The 23,153-nt window shown below is 68.6% G+C and carries 20 protein-coding genes and 1 pseudogene; 15 read left to right on the top strand and 6 right to left on the bottom strand.

What is annotated here, in order from left to right:
- Positions 1-57 precede the first annotated feature (57 nt).
- Genes ACPXY0_RS05580 through ACPXY0_RS05600 form a run of 5 tightly spaced genes read left to right on the top strand, consistent with a single transcriptional unit; the run spans position 58 to position 5,590 of the window.
- Positions 58-1,896: an FAD-dependent oxidoreductase gene (locus tag ACPXY0_RS05580; RefSeq protein WP_423929240.1), complete on the top strand. Its 1,839-nt coding sequence runs from the start codon at positions 58-60 to the stop codon at positions 1,894-1,896.
- A 4-nt stretch (positions 1,897-1,900) separates the two neighbouring features.
- On the top strand, positions 1,901-3,739 hold the full coding sequence (locus ACPXY0_RS05585) for a 2-oxoacid:acceptor oxidoreductase subunit alpha (RefSeq protein WP_423929242.1): 1,839 nt from the start codon (positions 1,901-1,903) through the stop codon (positions 3,737-3,739).
- Complete coding sequence (locus ACPXY0_RS05590; RefSeq protein ID WP_423929244.1) at positions 3,736-4,809, top strand: 2-oxoacid:ferredoxin oxidoreductase subunit beta; 1,074 nt, start codon at positions 3,736-3,738, stop codon at positions 4,807-4,809. The genes ACPXY0_RS05585 and ACPXY0_RS05590 overlap by 4 nt, the downstream gene beginning before the upstream one ends.
- A 41-nt stretch (positions 4,810-4,850) precedes the next feature.
- Positions 4,851-5,240, top strand: coding sequence for a VOC family protein (locus ACPXY0_RS05595; RefSeq protein WP_423929246.1), 390 nt, complete (start codon positions 4,851-4,853; stop codon positions 5,238-5,240).
- Positions 5,237-5,590: a cupin gene (locus ACPXY0_RS05600; RefSeq protein ID WP_423929248.1), complete on the top strand. Its 354-nt coding sequence runs from the start codon at positions 5,237-5,239 to the stop codon at positions 5,588-5,590. The genes ACPXY0_RS05595 and ACPXY0_RS05600 overlap by 4 nt, the downstream gene beginning before the upstream one ends.
- On the opposite strand, the gene ACPXY0_RS05605 is transcribed toward ACPXY0_RS05600, so the two are convergent.
- Complete coding sequence (locus ACPXY0_RS05605; protein WP_423929250.1) at positions 5,559-6,074, bottom strand: aquaporin; 516 nt, start codon at positions 6,072-6,074, stop codon at positions 5,559-5,561. The genes ACPXY0_RS05600 and ACPXY0_RS05605 overlap by 32 nt on opposite strands.
- A gap of 166 nt (positions 6,075-6,240) precedes the next feature.
- On the opposite strand from ACPXY0_RS05605, the gene ACPXY0_RS05610 reads away from it, so the two are divergent.
- The 3 genes from ACPXY0_RS05610 (at position 6,241) to ACPXY0_RS05620 (ending at position 7,891) form a co-directional block, all read left to right on the top strand.
- Positions 6,241-7,269 (top strand): proline racemase family protein, encoded by a 1,029-nt coding sequence (locus ACPXY0_RS05610; RefSeq protein WP_423929252.1) that lies wholly within the window; start codon positions 6,241-6,243, stop codon positions 7,267-7,269.
- 43 nt (positions 7,270-7,312) lie between these two features.
- Positions 7,313-7,558: a hypothetical protein gene (locus tag ACPXY0_RS05615; RefSeq protein ID WP_423929254.1), complete on the top strand. Its 246-nt coding sequence runs from the start codon at positions 7,313-7,315 to the stop codon at positions 7,556-7,558.
- A 123-nt stretch (positions 7,559-7,681) separates the two neighbouring features.
- Complete coding sequence (locus ACPXY0_RS05620; RefSeq protein WP_423929256.1) at positions 7,682-7,891, top strand: hypothetical protein; 210 nt, start codon at positions 7,682-7,684, stop codon at positions 7,889-7,891.
- On the opposite strand, the gene ACPXY0_RS05625 is transcribed toward ACPXY0_RS05620, so the two are convergent.
- Both ACPXY0_RS05625 and ACPXY0_RS05630 read right to left on the bottom strand, forming a co-directional pair.
- Positions 7,888-9,954 carry a DUF6600 domain-containing protein gene (locus ACPXY0_RS05625; protein WP_423929258.1) on the bottom strand — a complete coding sequence of 689 codons (2,067 nt, stop codon included), beginning with the start codon at positions 9,952-9,954 and terminating at the stop codon, positions 7,888-7,890. The genes ACPXY0_RS05620 and ACPXY0_RS05625 overlap by 4 nt on opposite strands.
- Positions 9,955-10,061: 107 nt before the next feature.
- Positions 10,062-11,159: a TolB family protein gene (locus ACPXY0_RS05630; RefSeq protein ID WP_423929260.1), complete on the bottom strand. Its 1,098-nt coding sequence runs from the start codon at positions 11,157-11,159 to the stop codon at positions 10,062-10,064.
- A 214-nt stretch (positions 11,160-11,373) separates the two neighbouring features.
- Between ACPXY0_RS05630 and ACPXY0_RS05635 the strand changes: the two genes are divergently transcribed.
- From ACPXY0_RS05635 to ACPXY0_RS05645, 3 genes are all read left to right on the top strand, one after another.
- Complete coding sequence (locus ACPXY0_RS05635; RefSeq protein WP_423929262.1) at positions 11,374-11,916, top strand: RNA polymerase sigma factor; 543 nt, start codon at positions 11,374-11,376, stop codon at positions 11,914-11,916.
- Positions 11,913-12,605, top strand: a complete 693-nt coding sequence (locus ACPXY0_RS05640; protein ID WP_423929264.1) for a methylated-DNA--[protein]-cysteine S-methyltransferase — start codon at positions 11,913-11,915, stop codon at positions 12,603-12,605. Before ACPXY0_RS05635 ends, ACPXY0_RS05640 begins: the two co-directional genes overlap by 4 nt.
- Before the next feature lie 152 nt (positions 12,606-12,757).
- Positions 12,758-14,008 carry a carboxypeptidase regulatory-like domain-containing protein gene (locus ACPXY0_RS05645; RefSeq protein WP_423929266.1) on the top strand — a complete coding sequence of 417 codons (1,251 nt, stop codon included), beginning with the start codon at positions 12,758-12,760 and terminating at the stop codon, positions 14,006-14,008.
- On the opposite strand, the pseudogene ACPXY0_RS05650 reads toward ACPXY0_RS05645, so the two are convergent.
- Positions 13,966-15,119, bottom strand: a pseudogene (locus ACPXY0_RS05650) (ISL3 family transposase). The gene ACPXY0_RS05645 and the pseudogene ACPXY0_RS05650 overlap by 43 nt on opposite strands.
- Before the next feature lie 470 nt (positions 15,120-15,589).
- Between ACPXY0_RS05650 and ACPXY0_RS05655 the strand changes: the two are divergent.
- From ACPXY0_RS05655 to ACPXY0_RS05670, 4 genes are all read left to right on the top strand, one after another.
- Positions 15,590-16,441: a TonB-dependent receptor domain-containing protein gene (locus tag ACPXY0_RS05655; protein ID WP_423929268.1), complete on the top strand. Its 852-nt coding sequence runs from the start codon at positions 15,590-15,592 to the stop codon at positions 16,439-16,441.
- A gap of 120 nt (positions 16,442-16,561) precedes the next feature.
- A complete protein-coding gene (locus ACPXY0_RS05660) occupies positions 16,562-17,506 on the top strand; it encodes a hypothetical protein (protein WP_423929270.1) in 945 nt (314 codons plus the stop codon).
- 122 nt (positions 17,507-17,628) lie between these two features.
- Complete coding sequence (locus ACPXY0_RS05665; RefSeq protein ID WP_423929272.1) at positions 17,629-18,456, top strand: hypothetical protein; 828 nt, start codon at positions 17,629-17,631, stop codon at positions 18,454-18,456.
- 176 nt (positions 18,457-18,632) lie between these two features.
- Positions 18,633-19,598 carry a hypothetical protein gene (locus ACPXY0_RS05670; protein WP_423929274.1) on the top strand — a complete coding sequence of 322 codons (966 nt, stop codon included), beginning with the start codon at positions 18,633-18,635 and terminating at the stop codon, positions 19,596-19,598.
- A gap of 31 nt (positions 19,599-19,629) precedes the next feature.
- Here the strand turns inward: ACPXY0_RS05670 and ACPXY0_RS05675 are convergent, their stop codons facing one another.
- Together ACPXY0_RS05675 and ACPXY0_RS05680 are read right to left on the bottom strand one after the other, a co-directional pair.
- Positions 19,630-21,402 carry a hypothetical protein gene (locus ACPXY0_RS05675; protein WP_423929276.1) on the bottom strand — a complete coding sequence of 591 codons (1,773 nt, stop codon included), beginning with the start codon at positions 21,400-21,402 and terminating at the stop codon, positions 19,630-19,632.
- A 4-nt stretch (positions 21,403-21,406) separates the two neighbouring features.
- Positions 21,407-23,074, bottom strand: coding sequence for a formate--tetrahydrofolate ligase (locus tag ACPXY0_RS05680; RefSeq protein ID WP_423929278.1), 1,668 nt, complete (start codon positions 23,072-23,074; stop codon positions 21,407-21,409).
- Between the last annotated feature and the right edge of the window lie 79 nt (positions 23,075-23,153).

Here is a 23,153-nt window from a genome sequence, read left to right on the forward strand (position 1 = left end):
ACTCGCGGGACGGAAAGCCGTGGGGCCAGTCGGGCGGGGTCGGCCCGGGGAGAGACGGTGGAGCCAACAAACGTCGCGAATCCCGACTACTACCATAAGGTCGTGGATTGCCAGTGGGCGTGTCCGGCCCACACCAACGTACCGGGCTATATTCGACTCATCGCGCAGGAACGGTACGACGACGCCTACATGCTCAACTGGGAGTCGAACGTCTTCCCGGGCATCCTCGGCCGGACGTGCGACCGCCCATGCGAGCCCGCCTGCCGCCGCACACGCGTCGAAGACAAGCCGGTGGCGATCTGCCGCCTGAAACGGGTCGCAGCCGATCTTCGGGGCGATGTCACCCCGCGCTTCCCGACCATCCCCGTGGGAAAGAACGGGAAGAAGATCGCCTGCGTGGGGGCGGGGCCCGCGTCACTGACCGTCGCCCGCGACCTCATGCCGCTCGGCTACGAGGTCACGATCTTCGAGAAGAACGACCGTCCCGGCGGGCTCATGTGGACGAATATCCCGCAGTTCCGCCTGCCTCCGGAGGTGCTGTGGGAAGAGATCGACTACATCCTCGACATGGGCGTCGACATCCGGTACAACGCGCCCGTCGAGAGCATGAAGGGGCTCCTCGATCAGGGGTTCGACGCGATCTTCGTCGGCTCGGGCGCGCCGCGGGGCAAGGAACTCCGCCTGCCGGGTCGATACGACACCGATCACATCTACATCGGCATCGACTGGCTCGAATCCGTCGCCTTCGGGCACACGAACTCGATCGAGGAGAACGTGCTCGTCATCGGGGTCGGGAACACGGCCATGGACTGCTGCCGGACGTCGAAGCGCATCGGCGGCACCGACGTCAAGGTCATGGCCCGCAAGTCGAAGCCGTACTTCAAGGCGTCGTCCTGGGAACTGGAGGACGCGCAGGAAGAACTGGTGGACATCGTCGAGAACCACTCGCCCACCGAGTTCGTGGTCGAGGACGGCGTCCTCAAGGGGATGAAGTTCGACATCGTCGAATGGCATGAGAACGACGACGGCCGCCTCGTGGCGACCAAGCTCGACGAGGCGTTCTTCCCGGCCGATGCCGTGATCCTCGCCATCGGGCAGGAGACCGCGTTCCCCTGGATCGAGGACGACGCGGGGATCGAGTTCAACAAGTGGCGCGAGGCGGTCGTCGACCGGAAGACCTTCATGTCGACGCGCGAGGGCGTGTTCTTCGGCGGCGACGCGGCGTGGGGACCCGAGAACATCATCTGGGCCACGGAGCACGGGCATCAGGCGGCCATCTCCATCCACGCCTACTGCCACGAGGAGGATCTCCGCAGGCGGCCGCCGGACCGCATGAACCTCGTCAGCGCGAAGATGGGTCTCCACGAGTGGAGCTACTCGAACGACTACGAGTACGCGGAGCGGCGCAAGATGCGGCACGTCCGCCTCGAGAAGCGGCTCCAGAGCATCGAGACGGAAGTCGAGGAGGGCTTCGACCTCGAGCAGACGCTCAAGGAGGTCGAGCGCTGCCTGAACTGCGACATTCAGACGCACTTCACGGGGAGCCTGTGCATCGAGTGCGACGCCTGCATCGACATCTGTCCCCTGAACTGTCTGACGATCACGCACAACGGCGAGGAAGCCGAACTTCGAACGCGACTGCTCGCGCCGACAGAGAACCTGGAGCAGGATCTGTACGTCTCCGAGCCGCTGCCCCATACGGCTCGCGTCATGGCGAAGGACGAGGACCTGTGCATCCACTGCGGGCTGTGCGCGGAACGCTGCCCGACGGCGGCGTGGGACATGCGGACGTTCGATCTGCTCAAGCCCTACGCGGGACAGGACGCCGACCATCCCTACTCGGGGATGGGGATCGAGGCCATGGCTCCCGGCGGCTTCGTGCAGGCGGCGCCCTGACGCCATGAGCGGCATGAAGTCCGAACGCATCAACGACTTCGCGTTCAAGATCGCGACGGTGAACGGTACCGGCTCCGCGAGCGCCAACGGACTCATCATGCAGTTGATCTTCCGCATGGGGGTGCCGGTGTCGGGGAAGAACGTCTTCCCCTCGAACATCCAGGGCCTCCCCACCTGGTACGAGATCCGCGTCAACGGGACGGGGCACGTCGCGCGCACGCCGGATTTCGACCTCATCGTGGCCATGAATCCGGAGACGTACGCGCGCGACATCGAGGAACTCGTCCCCGGCGGCTGGCTGCTGTACGACTCGAGCTGGCCGATGGCGGATACGCTCAAGCGGGACGACGTCAATTTCCTCGGGGTGCCGCTGGCCGAGATGTGCGTGAAGAACTTCGAGGGCGGCCGCACGCGCATCCTGATGAAGAACATCGCCTACACAGGCGCCCTCGCAGCGCTCCTCGATCTCGACATGGAGGTGATCCGCGGGCTCCTCGAGGAGACGTTCGGAGAGCGGAAGCGGCATCTGCTGGACGCGAACTTCAAGGCGATCCGGATGGGGTACGATCACGCGGCGGAGCACTTCGAGTGCCCGCTCCCGATCCGGCTCGAGCGGATGGACGCCACGCGGGATTCGATCCTCATCGACGGAAACACGGCGGCGGCGCTGGGCTGCGTGTACGCCGGCGCGACGGTCGCCGCGTGGTATCCGATCACCCCCTCCACCTCGCTGGTCGACGCCTTCACGGCCTATTGCCGGCGTCTGCGCGTCGAACAGGAGTCGGGCCGGAGCAAGGCGGCGATCCTGCAGGCGGAGGACGAACTTGCGGCCGCGGGGATCACGATCGGGGCCGGCTGGGCGGGCGCGCGCGCCTTCACGTCGACGAGCGGGGCGGGGATCTCGCTCATGACGGAGTTCATCGGGCTCGCCTACTACGCCGAGATCCCGTGCGTGTTCTTCGACATCGAGCGCGTCGGGCCGTCGACCGGGATGCCGACGCGCACACAGCAGGGCGACATCCTCCTCTGCGCCTACGCGTCGCACGGGGACACGAAGCACATCTGCCTCTATCCGAAGGACCCGGCGGAGTGCTTCGAGTTCAGCGTGCAGGCGTTCGATCTGGCCGAACGCTTCCAGACGCCCGTGTTCGTCCTGTCCGACCTCGACATCGGAATGAACGACTGGGTCGTGCCCCGGTTCCGGTGGGATGACACCTATCGACCGGACCGAGGCAAAGTGCTGGATGCAGAGGCGCTGGAGGGGGTCGAGACCTTCTACCGCTACCTCGATGTGGATGGGGACGGGATTCCGTATCGTACGATCCCGGGCGAGCATCCCAAGGGCGCCTACTTCACGAGGGGGTCGGGCCATACCAAGTACGGGAAGTACACGGAGGATGAGGAGGAATACCTCGAGGTCATCGACCGCATCGCGGAGAAGATCGAGCGCGCGGCCGAGGCCGTTCCGGCTCCGGAGATCCAGTCGCGTCCGGGCGCGCGCTACGGGCTCATCACGGTCGGAGGCTGTGACGGAGCGGTGCGGGAGGCGATCGAGCAGTTCGAGACGGAAGGACTGCGTTTCGACTACATGCGGATCCGGGGTTTCCCCTTCGCGCCGGAGGTCGCCCGCTTCATCGAGGCGCACGACCTCAACATCGTCATCGAACAGAACCGCGACGCCCAGCTCAAGTCTCTGCTCACGCTCGAGACGCCGGTCTCGAAGGAAAAGCTCGCCTCCGTGCGCCGGTACGGAGGCCTCCCGCTGAGCGCGCGGCAGGTCACGGAGGACGTGAGCGACTGTCTCGGCATCGCGGCGAAGTCCGCGGAAGGAGTAGGCGCATGACATTCATCGCCAAGCCGCGGGTCTTCCACCCCAGTCTGGAGAAGAACGAACTCGGCCTCACCCGCCGTGACTACGAGGGCGTGATGTCCACGCTGTGCGCGGGCTGCGGCCACGATTCCGTCACGGCTGCGCTGATCGAGGCGGCGTGGGATCTGGCGATCCCGACGCACAGGGCGGCCAAGATGAGCGGGATCGGCTGCTCTTCGAAGACGACCGCCTACTTCATGTCCGAGTCGCACGGCTTCAACAGCGTACACGGCCGGATGCCGTCGGTGGCCAGCGGGGCGAACGCCGCGAACCGCGACCTGGTGTACATCGGCGTGTCCGGGGACGGGGACTCGCTCTCGATCGGACTCGGACAGTTGTGCCACGGCGTGCGGCGCAATCCCAACCTGCTCTACATCATCGAGAACAACGGGGTGTACGGCCTGACGAAGGGCCAGTTCTCGGCCTCGGCCGACATGGGCTCCAGATCGAAACGCGGCCTGCCGAACGAGCAGCCCCCGATCGACCCCGTGCTCCTCGCGCTGTCGATCGGCGCCACCTTCGTGGCCCGCGGCTTTTCGGGCGACAAGAACCAGCTCGTGCCGATCATCAAGGCGGGGATCCGGCACCCGGGCCTGGCCATCGTCGACGTGATCTCGCCCTGTGTCACGTTCAATGACCACGTCGGCTCGACCAAGAGCTACGCGTACACGCGGGAGCACTTCCGCGAAGCGGTCGAAGCCGCGTTCGTGACGCCGAGGGATTTCGTCCCGCCGGCGGACGAGATCACCGCCGACCTGCGATCCAACGGCGTCCGCGACGTCCGCATGCACGACGGAAGCGTGGTGCGGTTCCGGCAGGCCGGCGACGACTACGACCCCACCGACCGGGATGCGGTGTACAGCTGCCTGCGGGAGCGTCAGGGGGCGGGCGAGGTTCCCACGGGGCTCCTTTACCTGGACCCGGACTCGAGAGACCTGCACGACGTGCTGGGCACGGTCGAACGTCCGCTCTGGAACCTCCCCTTCGAGGAGCTGTGCCCGGGGGCGGACACGCTCGACGCCCTGATGGAGAACTACCGATAGGGGAGCCGCGGCCGGCGGCCCGCTTCGAGACCGTGCAGCCGGTGCTTCCGTCGCGGGACGTGGCGGCGGCGATCGGTTTCTACGTCGGACGGCTGGGGTTCGAACTCGCCTTCGCCGATTCCACCCGCGACCCCGGATACGCGGGGCTCAGGCGGGACGGCGTCGAGTTGCACCTCCAGTGGCACGACGACGCCGAGTGGTCCCGGGTCGAGCGGCCCATGCTCCGTTTCGTGGTCCCCGATGTCGAGGCCCTGTTCGAGGAGTACAGGGGGCAGGGCGTCTTCCACGAGCGCACCGCGCTGCGGCGAACGGCGTGGGGGACGCGGGAGTTCGCCTTCTACGATCTCGACATGAACGGGCTCACCTTCTATCGCGATCTGGCCGCGGACGAGACGGCGGATCCGCCGCCCGCGGAGGACGGCCCGGAATGATCGACGTGATCCTCATGAGGTTCGAGGAGCCGGACGAGGTCCGCGAACTCGAGCTTGGCCGCTTCGAGGTCGTCCGTATCGGAGGCCTCACGATCGGACGGGCGACCTATCAGCCGGGGTGGCGCTGGTCGGAGCACGTGCCGTCAGACGAGCCTCTCTGCACGGTCGAACATGTGGGCCTCGTCCTGGCGGGTACGGCCACCGCCGCGTTCGAGGGCGGCAGGGTGGTGGAACTTCGGGCCGGCGAACTGTTCCACATCCCGCCCGAGCCGCACGACTCATGGGTCGTCGGGGACGAACCCTACGTCTCCCTCCACTTCATGGGCGCGAACCGCTACGCGGCCCGCTAGCCTCCACGGTCCCGCCCGGGCCCCACATGTATTTGGCGAGCCGCGCGCCGGCGAGGGCCCCGAGGACAGGTCCCCACACGTAGGGCCACGAGAGAGACCCGATCCCGAGCGCGACGGCCGGGTTGAGGACTCCGTTGGAACGGTGAGCGGCCCAGGAGATCGCCACAACCAGGGCCGTGCCGATCACGGCGCCGTCCACGAGCAGCGGGAGGGCCCGAGGGAAGAGCAGACGCCCGAGAACGAGGGCGAACCCGGCCCCCGCGAACTGGGCCGCCACGAACGCGCCGGCCACCGAAGCCTCCAGCTTTCCGACCGACCAGACGCCGATCGTCACCGCCGGGTTCAGCAGGCACCCCGACACCGGGCCGAGCAGATGGACGAGGAGTCCGAGGGTGAGCCCCGCCATGGCCGGAGTCGGGATGGGAAACCCCGGGTTGTGGATGGATATCGAGACGGAAAGCGTAAGCGCGAAAGCACCCAGCATTTCGGCGGCGATGGCCCTCGGTGTCAGGTCTCCTCCTGGGGTGTGAGTCGTCGCCGGCGGGACGAGTCGCGGTGCCCGGAGCGGGAGACCGCGGCGGGAGGTAAGATCTCCAACGTCACGATACGGCGATCATACGATTGCCGGCCACCGCACTCGAGAGCGTCACATGGCTTGGACACCTCCTGAAGACTGGCTTCGCATCGAGACCATCGACGCCCATACCGAAGGGGAGCCACTGCGCGTCATCGTGGCCGGCTTCCCGGAGCTTCCCGGGCCGACCGTGCTGGCCCGGCGCCGCGTCGCGCGCTCCGACTACGACGAGATCCGCCGCGCCCTGATGTGGGAACCTCGGGGCCATGCCGACATGTACGGATGCCTCGTGATGCCGCCGGTGAGGCCGGGGTCGGATTTCTCCGTCCTGTTCATGCACAACGAGGGGTTCTCGACCATGTGCGGCCACGGCATCATCGGCGTGACCAAGATCGCGGTCGAAGCCGGCTGGTTGGACGGGGCGGGGGACACGCGATCCGTCGCCATCGACACGCCCGCCGGACTCGTACGGGCCACCGCACTCCTCGACGGGGACCGCGTCCGTGAGGTCCGGTTCGTCAACGTCCCGTCCTTCGCGCCCCTCCTCGACGGAGTCGCGGAGGTCGAAGGCCTGGGCGCGGTGGCCTACGACCTGGGCTTCGGGGGCGCCTTCTACGCCTTCCTTGACGCGGATGCACTGGGGTTGCCCCTGACGCCAGCCGGGGGATCCGATCTGATCGACGCGGGGCGTCGAATCACGCGGGCGGTGTCGGAGACGGCCGCGGACGACATCCGACACCCGGACGATCCCGATCTCGGCTTCCTGTACGGGACCGTGTTCACCGGCGCGCCGGTGAACGCGGCGCACCACTCCCGTCACGTCTGCATCTTCGCGGACGGAGAACTCGACCGTAGCCCAACCGGGACCGCCGTCAGCGGGCGCCTGGCCATCCTGCGCGCCCGTGGGGAAATCGCGGAGCACGTGGAGATCGTGGTCGAGAGCATCGTCGGCGGCCGCTTCACGGGCCGGATCGTCGGCACCTCCTCCGTCGGATCGCACCCGGCGATCGTGCCTGAGGTTGGCGGCCGGTCCTGGGTCACGGGACGACACGAATTCCTCATCGACCCCGAAGATCCGTGGAAGGACGGCTTCCTCGTCCGCTGATTCGGCCGTCCCCTCGGAGAATGCGCCATCCGGAGGTCGCGACATGCCCCATATCCGAACCGTAGCCCCCGACGAGGCCACCGGCCTCCTCGCGCAAGAATACGAGAAGGCCGTTCGGCGCGCGGGGCGCGTCTTCAACGTCATCGGGATCCAGGGCCTCAACCCGCCGGTGCTCAGTGCGTCGGTCAAACTCTATGAAGCGTTGATGCTGGGACCCGGGCCGCTGGGGCGGGACGTGCGGGAGATGCTGGCCACCGTCACGTCGCGCGAACTCGACTGCTTCTACTGAACGGAGGCGCACGGGGAGGATCTCCGTCTGGTTACGGGAGATGACGAACTGGCTCGCGCGATCCGGACCGACTACCGGACGGCCGGACTCGACGAGAAGACGCGCCGGCTGCTGGACTTCGCGGTGGCGATCACGCGAGATCCGGGTTCGAGCGGTGCGAGCGAGATCGAGGAACTGCGCGAGGCGGGGTGGACGGACGCGCAAATCCTGACCGCGACAGAAGTCATCGGTTTCTTCAACTACTACGTGCGGATGGTCGAGGCGCTCGGCGTCGAACCGGAGCCCGAAATGAGGCGGGATCCGCACGTGTGGCCGGATCTCCGTTCCCGTTAGCCTCCAGACCGCCCGCGAGCCCGCGCGACGCCGGTCGAACGTGAAGCGCCGCCGGAGCGGCGGACCGCCCCGCCGGATCCGGATGTGCCGCCGGATCGCCGTACCACGCCGCCGGATCTCGAGACGCCTCCGCTTCGGACCGTCGGCCTCGGTAGCCGTGGCGCCGTCGGCCGGGCCACGGGTCTCCGCGTGGCGGGAACACTGCGGACCGCGGGGCGCGTCGATCCCGGCATGACAGGCCGCGCCGTCGGTCGCGCGGTACCGCCGCTGCGGCGTGTCGGGCGCTGCAGGACCGACCCGCGGATCGTCCGGTCGAAACCCTCGCCGACCGACGAGGGCCGGCGCTGCACGCCGGTGGAGCCCGACCGGGCCGTCGGCCGAGTGACCGGGCCTGCCGGGCGCCGGGTCGCGCTAGACGCGTCCCGGGCGGTCGGCCGGCGGACAGCCGCTCGAGCGCCGCTCTCGCTCTTCGGCCGGGGCGGGCGCTGCACGCCCGGTCGCTCCAGCCGCGGCGATCGGCCCTCGATCGGACGAATCGTCGCGCGGACGGGGCGCGCGCCGCCGGCCGCCACCGGGCTGGCCCGCGTCGAGGCTTCCGGCCGGCGGGCCACCGCCGAGCGGCCGTTACGACCCCGCAGCGCGACCCGTTCGATGCCCTGCGGCAGGCGCGTCCCCCGGTCGATGAAGCCGTTCGCGTCGACCGCCGTACGCCCGTCGCGCGGCACGGCGCGCCGCAGACCGGCCAGCGTCTCGGCGGGACGCCGCCATGCCTCCCGCCCCAGCGAGCGGGTGTCCGTGAGCAGCACACCGCGCTCGATGGCCCGGCGCCCACGGCCGAGGTCCGAACCGCCCACCGAGTAAAAGTACTGTCGCCGGTGCCCCAGCCGCCCGTGCGGCAGGAACGTCCAGTGCCGATAGCGCCCGAAGCTGCCCCCGATGTGTCCGTAGACGCCGAAGTGGAATCCCCATCCGCTTCCGTAGGAGTTGCGGTAGTGGCGCCAGTAGTATCCCGATGGGATCCAGCCCGCGTAGCTCGGTCCCCAGTACCAGTAGACGTGTGCCCCGGCGAACCGTCGTCCCGGGAACCACACCCAGCCCCAGTGCGGATGGAGGTCCCAGTAGCCGTAGTGGTAGGGGACCCATCCCCACGGCTCGTAGGAGACCCAGAACAGGCCGCTCGGCGTGTGCCTCCAGCGCCCGTCCCGATACGGCGCCCAGCCGGAGGACACGCGCGGACGCCACGCGACCCCGGCGTCGACCCGCACCCACGCCCCGTGGCCGCTCAGTGAAGACGCCGCGTAGTGGAGGTCCTGGTCCACATGCGCCGCGTATTCTCCGTCCGCGTAGTCGCCGAGTCCCAGACCCCACGCCTCAAGGCGGTCGAGATCCGGGGCGGCCGCGAAGTCGAGGCGCTCCCCCTGCGGTCCCTCGACGAAGAGGCGCTCCCCGCGTCGGACTTCGGCCGCCTCGCTCGGCGTCGTCACATCCGCCACTCCCTCGCGAACGATGACCTCGCTCCGCCGATCGTCATCGATGGCGATGAGGAAGGATCCCGCCCCCCGCGCCCGAATCGTCGCATTCGGCGTCACGACGGCCGGGAACTCCGCGCCCTGCTGATCCGCGGACACGACGAGTTGCAGCGTCCCCCGCGCGAGTTCGATCACGGACGCCGGGTCGTTCCTGTCGCCTGAGTTGGCGAGCGCCCGGAAGAGCAACTCCGCGCGGTCGCCGACGCGGAGGATGTTCCCGTCGGCGAGCAGGACTTCGATGCGCGAGTCACCGGACGAGAAGAGCCGATCGCCGGCGAGGATGGGCTCGTTGACCGAGACCCCGACGCGCTCTTGGGTGTCGACCTGGATCAGCGTGCCGGATCCCTCGAGCGCGCGGATGTATCCGTAGCTCCCGTCGATCCCGCTCTGAGCGATCGCCGCGTCGTAATCGATCGGGAACTCCGCCTCCTGGGCGGAGATCGGGGGCGCGGCGAACGTCACACCCCACACCAACCCGGCCACCCGTGCCCGCCGCAATCCCCACGACCGCCCTAGGCGGCCAGAGCTCGTCATCGCCTCTAACGCACCCATCCCGAGACTCCCATCTCCTCTGGTCTCCGGCCCTCCGACGTCACCGGGGGGCCATCTTCAGAGGGTAGACGACCGCCGGGGAGACGCCGTCACTCGGGCGGGTCGTCGATCCATTCCGCGATGAAGAGGTTCGTGTTCCCCTCGTGGGAGCCGTGCCGGTTCGACCCGAACACGAGATGGCGGCCGTCGGGGGTGAACATGGGGAAGCTCTCGAACTCTTCGCTGAACGTCACCTGCTCCAGCCCCGTCCCATCCAGGTTGATCACGAAGAGATCGAAATTCCGGCTGTCGGGGTCGTGCAGGTTCGAGGCGAAGATCACCTTCTCGCCGCCCGGGTGGAAGAAGGGGGCGAAGTTGGCGGCCCCGTTGTCCGTCAGGCGTCGGCGGTTCGATCCGTCCGCGTCCATGACGTAGATGTCGAGGACCCCCGGACGGACGAGGTGGTCGGCCAGGAGCGCCTGATAGTCCGCGAGTTCTTCCTCACTCTCGGGGTATCTCGCGCGATACACGATCTTCGACCCGTCCGGCGAGAAGAAGGGGCCGCCATCGTACCCCGGTTCGTCCGTGAGCTGGCGCACGTCGGATCCGTCCGGGTTCATCGAGTAGATGTCCAGGTCGCCGTCGCGCGTCGACGTGAACACGATCCGCGAACCGTCCTGCGAGATCGTCGCCTCCGCGTCGTAGCCCGGGCTCGAGAAGATCGCCTGGACGTCGGAACCGTCGGGGCGCGCCGTGTAGACGTCGAAGTCGTACAGCGCCCACACGTAGCCCCGGCGCATGTCCGGCGGCGGGGGGCAGGCCTCACTCGCGTGGTGGGTCGAACTGTAGACGATCCTGGAATCATCCGGGAAGAAATAGGCGCAGGTGGTCCGGCCCAGGCCGGTGGATACGAGGTTCCGATCTCCGCCTTCGACGCCGATGGTGAAGATCTGGTCGCACTCGTACTCGCCCTCGCGCCGGCGCTGGAAGATCAGCCGCTCCCCGTCCGACGAGAAATAGGCCTCGGCGTTCTCCCCTTCGAAGGTGAGTTGCGTCAGGCTGGCGAAGCGCCTTTCTCCCGGGAGCGGGTCCCGCGCCACCGCGCCCGTCTGCTCCCCGTTTGCGTTGGCGCAGGCCGTCGCACCGAGCCCGGCCGCAAGCGTCACCAGGACGCGAAGCGGCGCAGATGCCTGATGAGTTGAATTCAAGAGAGCCTCGGTTCTGCTGCTTGGTTGTCCGGCGACACGCCGCTTGCCGCCGCTTTGTGCTTCGAGCCCGGGTGGGGGCTGCGGGCCCACACGGTACGATTCACACGCCCGCGAAGCCAGTTGCCGGTGGGTCCCGCTTCACGATCTCTGAAACGATACGTTCTACGGAGTGAGAGCGAGCGAGAACGGGGGCGAAAAGGCGGAGCCGAGGCAGATGACCACACTCACGGAGCCGGAACGGCGGGTGAATCGCTGGTCCGAACGTTACGGCCCCGAATTGCAGCGCCATGTGGCCACGATGCTGGGGAACGCTGAGCAGGCGCACGACATCGTGCAGGATCTGTGGGTGACGGCGCTCCGTGCCCGGCCCGAGGCGGGAGACCGCGTGAACATCCGTGCATGGCTGTACCGGGTCGCGACCCGCCGCGCGCTCGACCACGTCTCGATGCAACGTCGGCGCTCTCAATTGCTCGTAGTCCACTCCAATGAACTGGAACCGGGCTCGCTTCCCGCGACCGATGCCGTGTTCGGTCGGCTGTCCGAGGCCGCCGCGGCGCGCGTTCGGAAGGGTGTCGCCGAACTCCCCCCGCGGCAGCGGAACGCGGTCTGGCTCCGCTGGATCGAAGAGTTGGACTATGCGACGATCGCCCGCCGGCTGGGTTCCACCCCCGAAGCCGCGCGAGCCAATGTCTACCAGGGAATGAAGAAGCTGCGCCGCGACCTCGTCGACGTGTGGCGCGAGGAGGCTCCGATATGACTCAAAGCTGTGCGACCTATCGCGAGGAGGACGTACTCGCCTGGATCCTGCGCGACTCGGATGCGGGCGCCGCTCAGGCTCTGGCTGAGCACATGGCTCACTGTCCCGCCTGCCGGGAGCGGGCGGCGGAATACCGGATCCTGCATCGTTCTGCGGGGGGCTTCCGAAACGACCCGGTCATCCGCTGGCGCCGCTTTGACTCGCCCTTCGGCGCGATGCGCGTCGCCGCGAGCGCGGCGGGCCTGGTCGCGCTCTCGTGGCAGGATGCGTGCGACGAGGCGTTCGTCGCCGGTCTCGAGCGCCGATATCCGTCGACACCCGTCGTATGCGATACGGATGAACTCGACCCCGCGGAAGAGCAGCTGACGGAGTACTTCGGCCGTCGCCGCCCCCTCTTCGATCTGCGCGTCGACCTCGCGGAACTGGGTGACTTCCAGCGCGCCGTACTGGACGCGGCCTCCGGACTCGATTTCGGAGAGACGGTGACGTACACGGAGATCGCCCGGCGAATAGGGCGTCCGAAGGCCTCACGGGCGGTGGGCAACGCGCTCGGCCGCAACCCGGTACCGATCATCGTGCCGTGCCACCGGGTTGTCCGGACCGATCGGACGCTGGGCGGATACACTGGAGGACTCCGTTACAAGCGCGCGCTCCTCGGCATCGAGGGCCGCACGGATCTCCTGTCATAAGATGTCATAAGAACGGGTGCTGAAGCGTCTCAAGGGTAGCAGACGCGGCCAAACGCCTGTCCGGACAGCCATTGCGGTCGCCACGTACGGGATCAACCACCGTCATGGAGGGATCCGTGGCCCACAGTTGTCCGACGTGGAGGGACCTCCGAGTGACGACACTCGTGGCCATCCATTGCTGCCTCGGGTTCATGTTCGGAGCCGCACCTGCAATCGCCCAGGAGTCCCCGGTGTCCGCCGCCGCATCCGGCATTGTCCGGGGCACCGTCGTGGACGCGGAAACCCTGATCCCCGTCTTCGGAGCGCACGTTTCGCTCGACGATTCGGCCCTCGGCGCCGTCACCAATTCGCGCGGCGAGTACCGGCTGGAAGGAGTGCCCTCGGGGCCCCGCATCGTGAAGGTCCGCCTGGCGGGGTACGTAGACGCCTCTCGAACGCTCCCCGTGGAGGCCGGCGCCGCGGGACGGCTCGACTTCGAGTTGGTGCAGACGGCGCTGCGCCTGCACGATCGCGTCGAGGCGGGACTGGCGGGAGCGGCCCCACGGATCAAGGTCCCGCTCGCCATTACGCGACTCTCCGTCGCCGATCTTCCCGTGCCCTCCTCCGACGTGGCCTCGCTCCTGGCGGGCAAAGCGGCGGGCGTCTCCGTGATCTCCGCCTCCGGACAGCCCGGCGAAGCGGCATCGATCCTCATCCGCGGGACCACTTCGATCGACGCCTCGGGACGGCACGTAGCGCCACTCGTCGTGATCGACGGTGTCATCCTGTCGGAGGAGGCCACACTCGCGGAGATCTCCACGCTCGACATCGCGCACGTCGAGATCGCGAGGGGTGCTGCGGCCACCGCGCTGTATGGGGCCCGGGGCCAGAACGGTGTCATCCTCATTTCGACGAAGCGCGGCCACGGGATACCGGACGGGACGACGAGAGTCATGGGGCGCGCCGGCTGGGGAAGGAGCGTGCTGGTCGGTGAAATCGGACTGGTCCGCGCGCATCCCTATCTCATGAACGAGGCCGGAACGAGCTTTGTCGATGAGGATGGGAATGAAGTCGGGTTCTGGGACACATGGCTACAGGCGGCGAACCAGATCCACCCCGGCGAGCCCGCGACCTCCGAGACCGTGTTCTACAATCAGGAGTTTCCGTTCGACCTGTTCGACCACATGGATACCGTCTTCGAGCCGGGGCAGACTCTGGATCTCCATGGTGCCCTGACGGGACGGTTCGGGGAGTCGGCCTACCGCGCCAGCCTCGACGTGTTGGCGGAACAGGGGATCGTCCACTGCACGGCGTGCGTCCCCAATCTGGAGAGACTGAACGGGGATCGGGTGGAGCAGGGATTCGCAGGTTCCTCGCTGTTTCAGGTGGGTAGGTTGAAGTTGAGTTTGCCGCACACGAGATAGGCGATGGTGGTGAAGTTCTCGGTGGTCCGGTAGCCGCGGGCCCTGGCCTTGGCGGCCTGGACGAGCGAGTTGATGCCCTCGATCATGCCGTTGGTGATCCTTGAGCGGAACCAGAGGAGGATGCCGTCCCAGTGCTTCCTGATGGTCTTCGCCGCGTCGATGACGGGCTGGAGGCCGCTTTCGCCGGCCCACGAGCACCACTTCTGGAGGTAGGTCGCCGCCAGCCGGGGCGGCAGGTCCCAGAACACCTCGAAGGCGAGCTTGATCCGGTAGGCGAGGGCCGTCTTCAGTCCCCGCCGCGACGGATCGAGCAGTTCGCCGAGCCACCGCCGCTGAGAGGCGGTGAGCTTGCTCCGCCTCTTGAGCCACGGGTAGCGGGTGCGGTTCAGCTCGGGACGCTCCTTGCGCTCTTGGCGCCTCACCTCGTCGACCGCCCGGTTCATGAGCCGCTGGACGTGGAAGCGGTCGAAGGTGATCCCGGCCTCCGGGAACGCCTCCCGCGCCCCTTTCATGTAGGCCGCGGACATGTCCATGCAGAGGTCCCGGATCTGCCCGGCGCGCCCCCCGCGCGCCTCGATGTCCTCCCGGAAGCGGCGCACGACCGAAGCGTCGCGCCCCGGCGTGGCGTACAGAAGCCGCGAGCGGTCCAGATCCGCGAACAGCGTGATGTAGTCGTGGCCTCGCCGGCACGCCGTCTCGTCCACCGCCACAGCCGCGTGTCGTGCTCGCCCACCAGGCGGGCCACCGCCCTGGCCGGCATCTCCCGCGCCAGCGCCACCACCAGCGCCTCGAACCACAGCGTGAAGCCGCTGCCGGGCTCCGACCACGGCACCTTCGCCTGCTTCACGCCGCACGCCGGACACCGGACCCTCGGCACCCGGGCGTGCAGGTAGGCGCGGTGCTGGAAGAAGCCCAGGTGCCGCCAGCGCTTCGGGCTCGCGTCGTGCGCCTTGCAGCCCCCCCGCCCGCACGAGGGGCAGTCGAACGTCCCGCCCGCCTCGAAGTCCAAGTGCAGGTCCAGGCGGCGCTCGGCCGCGTCGAACTCCGTCCGCTCCACCCGCCACGGCCACTGAAGACCCAGCGCCCGCTCGAACAGTCCCCTCTCCGCCATGCCGCCGTCCCGCCCCGGCCGCTCCGCATCCCTCCACCGCCCCCGGCCGGCCCCGGAGACCACCGGGCACGTCACGGACCCGCTCGGGCACCGGCGGCCACCGCCGCCGGCCCCGCCACTCTACCGCCCCTCATCCACCCCCAACAGCGAGGAGACGATTCGCACCGTACGGCACCGACCGGTTCGACAGGGACGGATACGACCGTTACGGCGCCCGCATCAACGTCGACAGCCGGGCGGGAGACCTTCAGATCGCGGCCAGCGGCTTCTACAGTCGCTCCAATCAGGATGACAAGGCTGTCACGGGCGGCTTCTTCAGCAACCTGCCGCTCGTCTCGCCGGTGGTGGACCTGACAAGAATCAATCCGCGGACCGGAGTTCCCTACCTGCTTGCCCATCCGCGGGAAGACACGAGGAATCCACTCCGCTCCCTGGCGGGCAATGAGAGCCGTGAGGAAAGAACGCGCGCCATGGGCGCCGCCGACCTCGAGTACGCGCCCGGGGGCTCCGACTGGCTCACGCTCGGCGCCGGCGCCTCGTTCGACCGGACGGAGATCCTGGAGCGACGCTTCTTTCACCCGGTGAACCGCATATTCAGCAACTACTACTTCGCGGGAGGCCTGCAGCAGGGAACACGCACTTCTCAGGCCACTCACGCGCACATCGGACTCCGCGTCGCCCGAACGTTCATGGATGGCGACGTGAGGCTTCGCGCGCGGGCGAGGTATCTGACGGAGGAGCAGGACTTCGAGGCCCTCGAAGCGATCGGCCCGGGCTTCTCCCTGCCCGATGTGCCGAGTTTCGACGCCATCGCCGGCGACCCTTCCGTCGGGAGCGAGGGCCGGCGGATCAAGGGCAGGGCCTTCCTCGCCGCTGCGGACCTGGCTTACAGGGGTCGCTACCTTCTTGACGGAATCGTACGCAGAGACGGCGCCTCCCTCTTCGGCCCCGAGGCTCGCTGGCACACGTATTTCAGGGGGGCGGCGGCCTGGCGGGTGTCGCGCGAAGCGTTCTGGAACGTGGACTTCATCGATGAACTGAAGCTCCGTTTCGCGCTCGGCACCGCTGGGGGTCGACCCAACTTCCACGCTCAGTATGAAACGTACGGAAACACGCCTGCGCCCTATGGCCGCGTGCGGTGGTCAACGCGGCTCAACCTGGCGAACCGGCGCCTGCGGCCCGAGTTCACCAGGGAAGCGGAAGCCGGCGTGGACCTCGTAGTGGGCGACAAGCTGGCGCTGGACCTCACGTACGCCTGGCGAACGACCGACGATCAGTTGCTGCGCGTTCCGCAACCGGCCTTCCTCCTGTTCCCATGGTAGTGGCGGAATGCCGGGGAAGTCGAGTCCCGCACCTGGGAGGCGACGATCCGCTATGCGATGATCGAGACCCGGGATAAGAGCGTCGGTTTCCGGCTCACGTGGGACCGGACGCGGCAAGTCGTGAGCCGACTCGATGTGCCCGCGTTCAGACACGGCCCGTTCTTCGTGTCGGAGGGGCGGTCTGTGGGGGAAGTGTGGGGCACGGCCTTCGCGACGGATTGCGCGGACCTGGCGCCGGTCGGCGTCACCGACTGCGGAAGTTTCGAGGTGAATGACGATGGGCTGCTCGTGGCGACCGGACGGGGCAACGATTTCACCCAGGGGTTCGCCAAGGGTCTGTGGGACACGGCGGTCGCCGTGACTGATGCGATGGGAGATACGCTCACCTATCGCTGGGGGCTTCCCATTGCGGTTCGAGATCGCTCGCCGGCCTGCGTCGCACGAGATCCGGGAAAGCGGGAGGACTGCCCGCTAACGGGTTTTCTGCCGTTGGGCAATACGACGCCCGAGTTCAATGCCTCCTTCGCGACGAACCTCCGTTACAAGTCACTCACCTTCTCCGGCCTGCTGGAGGCCTCGGTCGGACATTCAATCTACAACCGGACGGCGCGGCCGGATCCGGTCTGGCTCCGGGGCCCGGACCTGGATCAGGGCGGCAAACCGCCGGGGCACCAGAAACCGGTGGCGTACGTCTCGGCGCTCCGGACGGGCGAGCGGAACTCCTGGTTGCTGGAGGACGGCGACTGGCTGAAGGTCCGGGAGATGTCGGTAAGCTATACGCTGCCCGAAGATCTCATCCAGAGTCTGTTCGGCGGCGCGTTCAGGCGTGTCACGCTGACGGCTGCCGGCAGCCGGCAGCAACCTGTTCACGTTCACGGGCTACCGAGGCTACGACCCGGAGGTCGGGATCTCCGGAGGGGTCCACGGCAGTCCGCAGGTGAACGCCGTGGATTCCTACGCCTATCCGAACTTTCGGACGTTCACCTACTCGGCGGAAATCGTGTTCTGAATCTGCTCCAGGGAGCCGCACCATGTCTGTTATCTCAAGGGTCTGTCTCGGTTTGAGCGTGGGTCTCGTCACCCTTGCGGCCTCTGACCTTCCGGGTGCCGGTGGGTCGCGTCGGCCTGCCGCCACACCTGCCGAGCGGGCGTTCGAGTACCCGGGTGACACCCCCGCCGATGCCGAGGTGCGGCGAATTCAAGGCCACCTTCGGGATGTCGAGCGCTTCCTCAGGGCTCACTCGCCGGCCGAACTGAGCCTCGCGCAGCGGCAGCAGCGAAGTGCGGCTCTGGATTGGCTGCGCGAATACACGCAGCGGGGGACGTTCCCACACAACTACACGCGTCCAGGCGAACGCGTGCCCGTCTTCGTCGATGAACACGGGACGCCGTGTGCGGTGGCCTATCTCCTCCGACGTTCGGGCGAGGACGCCCTTGTGCGCGAAATCGCCCGAGCCGACAACCATGTCTACACAGGGACCCTCGCCGAAGAGCGGCGGCTGGCGTCGTGGCTGGAGGAAATGGGCCTTACCCCGGGGGAAATCGCCCGCATTCAACCGGGGTACATTCCCCGCGCCCCGCGGCCCGAACCCGGAGAGTCTCACGCGGTGCGCGGGGCGGCGGAGCCAGCGTCCGGCGCCTGGCGGTACGTCGCTCCCCTGTCCGTGGGGTCCGCGCTCATCGCTCACCTGACCGACACGCGCCCGGGAGCGCGACCGGTGGTTGGGGCAATCAACGGAGCCTTCGCCGTGGGGCATGCCGGTCTCGCGGCTCACGCGCTGCTGGCCGAATGGGGGAGCGATGGAGCCGGTCGGTCAGCCGCGATCAACGGGGCGCTGGCGCTGGTCTCCGCGCATGCGGCGTGGAGCCGCTTCCGGCGGCGTTCGGAGACGCGGTCTCCGGTCGGATCTCGGGAGGGCGCGCGCGCGGCGATGTCACGGCGACCGCGGATTCTGGCCCCCGAAGCGGCCTGGGTCGGCGGCGGCGTGGGCCTCCAAGTGCGGCTGGTGCACTGAGGGAGGCCGCTTCGCCGCAAGGAAGCGCTGCTCGACATCGCAGGGCGTGCCGATCTCCTGACCCCCACGGCGCGCCGGATCCGCCGCGGATGGTAGTTCTCCGTCACGGCCCGGCACCCCAGCGGCTACCGCGGGTACGCCCACGGCAACGGGGAGCCCTAACAGGAGTCACAGCCATGTCCGTTTCTTCCAGAGCCGTCGTCGTCGGGGGTCTGTTCACGTTCATCGCGGCCTCCGGCGGCCCCGGCGCCGATTCGTCCGGCCACACCACGACCCAGGTCGGGACAGCGCAGCCGCGGCTTGCGGTCGCGCTCCCGCGAACGGACCCCGGGCAAATGGAGACTCGACGGATTCAGGGTCACCTGCTCGATGTCGAGCGGGCGTTGAGGGGAAGGGCGACGGGTGCTCTTACCGAGGCGCAGCGGGAGAGACGAAAGACCGCCCTGAACTGGCTGCGCGAATACCGGGAACGGTGGAAGTTCCCGCACAACCATACGCATTCCGGCGCCCGGATACCTGTCTTCGTCGACGAACACGGGACGCCATGCGCGGTGGCCTACCTGCTCCAAAGGTCCGGCCGGGGCAGTCTCGTCCGGGAGATCGCGAACGCGGACAACAATGTGTACGCATGGGAGCTCGCGGGGGACGAGCGCTTCTCGGAATGGTTGGACGAAACGGGTATAACGCTGGAAGAAGCGGCGAGGATCCAGCCCGGCTACGCCGACTATTGCCTCTGCTTCGAGAATCCGGCGTCCCGTGCCTGGCGATACGTCGCTCCGCTGTCCGCGGGGTCGGCCCTCGTCACTCACCTGGCGAAACCCGAGGGGTGGGCGAGACCGCTGCTTGGCGCAGTTAACGGGGCCTTTGCCGTGGTGCACGCGGGCTTTGCGTGGAACGCCTGGCATGAGTGGAATGAGTCGAGGGAGGGAGCCGAACTCTCGGTCGCCGCCAACGGCGCGTTGGCGTTCGTGTCCGGCTACGCGGCTTGGAGCCTGCTGCTGCGGCGCACGGATGAGCCTTCGACATCCGGAGCCGGGGTAGCGACCCCGAGCGCGATGAAGGCGCAGCGCCCGCGGCTTCTCGCGCCTGCAGTGGCCTGGGTCGGCGGGGGCGTGGGCCTGCAGGTGCGCCTGGTACACTGAGTCGGGCGGCCGCTCGGGCCGGGGAGGCGCGCTACGCCCGCTCTTCAACGAGCTGGATGAGGCGGCGCAGGCCGAGTCCTTCCGGACCCCCGACCCGGACCCGCAGCGTCCGGCGCTCCCGCTCGGCAAGGGCCTCGAGGTCTCCCAGCGCCTGCGCGCGGATAAGCTGTCGGAAAGTGAAGTCGGATTCCGGCACGTGGATGTGCGCGCCGGCGTCGTCGATCAATTGCAGGAAGACGCCGTTGTCCGCGCCCCCCTTGTGCAGCTGCCCGGTCGAGTGGAGGAAGCGGGGGCCGTATCCCATCGTCGTGGTCGCTCCCGTGGCCCGGGTCAGCTCGACACGCAACATCGGGAGCAGCTCGTCGTCCTCCTCACCGCCCGCGAGCCAGGCCTGCACGGCGATGTAGTCCGTGCGCTCCACGTCATCGAGGAAGTCGTGTAACCGGCCCCGGATCCCGTCCAAGTCGGGTGGCGCGGGGTTGCGGGGCGGGGCGTGACCGAACCGTGGCAGTTCCCAGACCAGGTCCAACGTTTCGTCGCCCTCGGGGTCGCCCTCGGCGTCGACCTCGCGATCTGGTTCGGCGTCGTGCGGCGTCTCCCCGGCTGTGGGCGTTTCTCCGGCCATGGCGCGGCGCGCGAGGCGCTTGGCGAGCTGGACGTCCGGCTGATTGAAGGGGTGGATGCCGAGGACGGAGCCGGCCATGGCCACGCCCACTTCCCAGACGAAGAAGAGGGCGCCTAGCTCCCCGGGCTGTTCGAGCCGAAGGCGCACGACTGGGTGCCCCGCCTCCTCGAGCGCGTCGAGCCGAGCCGGCGTCTCGTCCGCTTCGCCCCACTGTTCCGCCTCGCGCGCCGCCTCTCCCGCGAGGACGAGGCCGACGAAGACGCGGTCCTCCCCGTACGCCGCCGGCTCTCGGGCCGGCTCTCCGGTCACGGGGACGATGCCCCTCCCGTCCTTGCCGGTGCTCTCGGCGATGAGCTGCTCCGCCCAGTCGGGGAACGCTTCCCAGTCCGGACTCGCGACGAAGGTCGCCTTGTCACGCCCGGCCAGGGCGAGCTCGCCAAGCGCCGCGCCGAGCAGGAAGCCCGGGTTGTGGCGTACGTCGTCCTTGCACGCGTCCGCGGCCACCACGGCTTCATCGAGGAGCCCGGCAAGGTCGGTTCCCGCGAGCGCGGCCGGGACGAGACCGAACGGGCCGAGTGCGGAGAAACGGCCGCCCACATCCGGGGGCGCCTCGAACACCGCCCGGAACCCGCGCTCGCGAGCGAGTTCGGCGAGAGGCGAGCCCGGATCCGTGATCGCGACGAAATGGGCGCCGGGATCGTCGACGACCTCGGCGGTCCGCGACCAGAAGTGCCGGAAGAGGGAGAGCGTCTCGAGAGTGGTGCCCGACTTGCTCGCCACGACGAAGATCGAGTTCGCCGGGCGCAGCCAGTCGAGGTCGCGGATCGCCCCGGGGTGCGTGGTGTCGACGAGCGTGAGCGGCAGCCCCTCGCCCGGCATCGTACGGGAGATCACCTCCGGGGCGAGGCTGGAGCCCCCCATCCCGAGGAGTACCAGGTCGGTGAACCAGAAGGGCACGCTCGCCCGCAGCTGCTCGAGCGGCCGCAGGGCCGCGCGGGACGTCTCCGGAAGGTCGAGCCAGCCGAGCCGGTCGGCCAGCTCGGGCGTCTCCGGGTCCGACGACCACAGGGTCGCGTCCCTCCGCCAGAGGCGCCCCACGGCGTCCTCCTCGGCCCACGCCCGGAGTCGGCGCTCCACGGCCTCCCGGTGAGGCCCCTGCGACAGCTCGATTTCGATCATGTCGTCAGAAGAGCCCGACCACGCTCCCGCCCTCGACGATCCGGATGCCTTCGGCGGCGGGCACCCGCGGGAGTCCGGGCATCGTCATCACGGTGCCCGCCCGCGCGACGACGAAGCCTGCGCCTGCCGAGGGCCTCACGTCCCGCACCGTGATGCGGAAGCCGGTGGGGCGCCCCAGCCGGCTCGGGTCATCGCTCAGGCTGTTTGGCGTCTTGGCGATGCACACGGGCGTATCCCCCAGTCCCGCCGCCTCGAGCTGTCGTATGTCCTTCGCGGCGCGCGCGGTGTAATCGACGCCGTCGGCCCCGTACACGTTCGTCGCGATGGCCTCGATCTTGTCCCTGATCGGCGCCTCGGCGTCGTACCTGGGCCGATACGCGCCCGAGCCCGCCTCCAGCGCCCCCAGGACGACCCGTGCCAGGTCTTCACACCCCTCGCCGCCCCGGGCGTGACCCTCCGAGCGGGCGTAGCGGACGCCCAGCGCCTCGCACGCCTCCGCCACGGCGGCGATCTCCTCCTCGGCATCGGTCCCGAACACGTTGATCGCGACCACGGGCTCGATTCCGAAGCCCCGGACATTCTCCACGTGCGCGCCGAGGTTAACGAGCCCTCTGCGGACGGCCCCCGCATCGGGCATCGAAAGCGCCGACCGGTCTCCGCCGCCGTGCAGCTTTAGCGCCCGGATCGTGGCCACGAGCACGGTAGCCTCGGGGTTCAGGCCCCCGATGCGGCATTTGATGTCGAAGAACTTCTCCGCGCCCAGATCCGACCCGAAGCCGGCCTCCGTGATCACGACGTCGCCGAACGCCAGCCCGGCCCGCGTCGCCATGAGCGAGTTGCAGCCGTGGGCGATGTTGGCGAAGGGTCCGCCGTGCACGAAGGCCGGGGTCCCCTCCAGCGTCTGGACGAGGTTCGGCCCGATCGCCTCGCGCAGGAGCAGCGTCATCGCCCCGGCCACGTTCAGTTCGCGCGCCCGCACCGGCTCGCCGCCGTAGGCGTATCCGACGATGATGCTGCTCAGCCGCTCCTCCAGGTCCTCCAGGCTGGCGGCGAGACAGAAGATCGCCATCACCTCCGAGGCGGCCGTGATCATGAAGCCGTCCTCTCGCGGCACCCCGTTGATCCGCCCCCCGAGTCCGACGACGATGTTCCGCAGCGCCCTGTCGTTCATGTCCACGGCGCGGCGCCACGTGATCTGGCGCGGGTCGATCCCGAGCCTGTTCCCCTGCTGGAGGTGGTTGTCGAGCGCCGCCGAGAGGAGTGCGTGGGCCGATGTGATCGCGTGCAGATCCCCGGTGAAGTGGAGGTTGATGTCCGACATCGGGATCACCTGAGAATACCCTCCGCCCGCGGCGCCGCCCTTGACGCCGAACACGGGCCCCAGGCTCGGCTCGCGGATGCAGAGGACGGAGTTCGCCCCTACCCGACGCAGGCCGTCGGCGAGACCGACCGCGACGGTTGTCTTGCCCTCGCCGCCGGCCGTCGGCGTGATCCCCGTAACGAGGACGAGCCGGCCCGATCCGGGTTCGCGCGAGAAGATGGACTCCGGACGGACCTTCGCCTTGTAGTGCCCGTAGGGAACCAGTTCGTCGAGATCCAGTCCGATCTTCGCCCCGATCTCGGCGATCGGCCGGGGCGTGGCGGCTTCCGCTATCTGTACGTCGGTGAGCATCCGTACCGTCCCGATGAGGTGGCTGTGGGTTGATCCCGCGCCGGGCAGAATCCGACGCGGCGTTCTCGACCGCAGACTC

The sequence above is a fragment of the Candidatus Palauibacter sp. genome, from assembly GCF_965237495.1.
Lineage (GTDB): Bacteria > Gemmatimonadota > Gemmatimonadetes > Palauibacterales > Palauibacteraceae > Palauibacter.

Coding starts and splice junctions, on each gene's coding strand:
- ACPXY0_RS05640 (WP_423929264.1), top strand. CDS start 11,913: ATGACTCAAAGCTGTGCGACCTATCGCGAGGAGGACGTACTCGCCTGG.
- ACPXY0_RS05680 (WP_423929278.1), bottom strand. CDS start 23,074: ATGCTCACCGACGTACAGATAGCGGAAGCCGCCACGCCCCGGCCGATC.
- ACPXY0_RS05600 (WP_423929248.1), top strand. CDS start 5,237: ATGATCGACGTGATCCTCATGAGGTTCGAGGAGCCGGACGAGGTCCGC.
- ACPXY0_RS05610 (WP_423929252.1), top strand. CDS start 6,241: ATGGCTTGGACACCTCCTGAAGACTGGCTTCGCATCGAGACCATCGAC.
- ACPXY0_RS05590 (WP_423929244.1), top strand. CDS start 3,736: ATGACATTCATCGCCAAGCCGCGGGTCTTCCACCCCAGTCTGGAGAAG.
- ACPXY0_RS05605 (WP_423929250.1), bottom strand. CDS start 6,074: ATGCTGGGTGCTTTCGCGCTTACGCTTTCCGTCTCGATATCCATCCAC.
- ACPXY0_RS05670 (WP_423929274.1), top strand. CDS start 18,633: ATGTCCGTTTCTTCCAGAGCCGTCGTCGTCGGGGGTCTGTTCACGTTC.
- ACPXY0_RS05585 (WP_423929242.1), top strand. CDS start 1,901: ATGAGCGGCATGAAGTCCGAACGCATCAACGACTTCGCGTTCAAGATC.
- ACPXY0_RS05635 (WP_423929262.1), top strand. CDS start 11,374: ATGACCACACTCACGGAGCCGGAACGGCGGGTGAATCGCTGGTCCGAA.
- ACPXY0_RS05655 (WP_423929268.1), top strand. CDS start 15,590: ATGGGCGCCGCCGACCTCGAGTACGCGCCCGGGGGCTCCGACTGGCTC.
- ACPXY0_RS05625 (WP_423929258.1), bottom strand. CDS start 9,954: ATGACGAGCTCTGGCCGCCTAGGGCGGTCGTGGGGATTGCGGCGGGCA.
- ACPXY0_RS05675 (WP_423929276.1), bottom strand. CDS start 21,402: ATGATCGAAATCGAGCTGTCGCAGGGGCCTCACCGGGAGGCCGTGGAG.
- ACPXY0_RS05615 (WP_423929254.1), top strand. CDS start 7,313: ATGCCCCATATCCGAACCGTAGCCCCCGACGAGGCCACCGGCCTCCTC.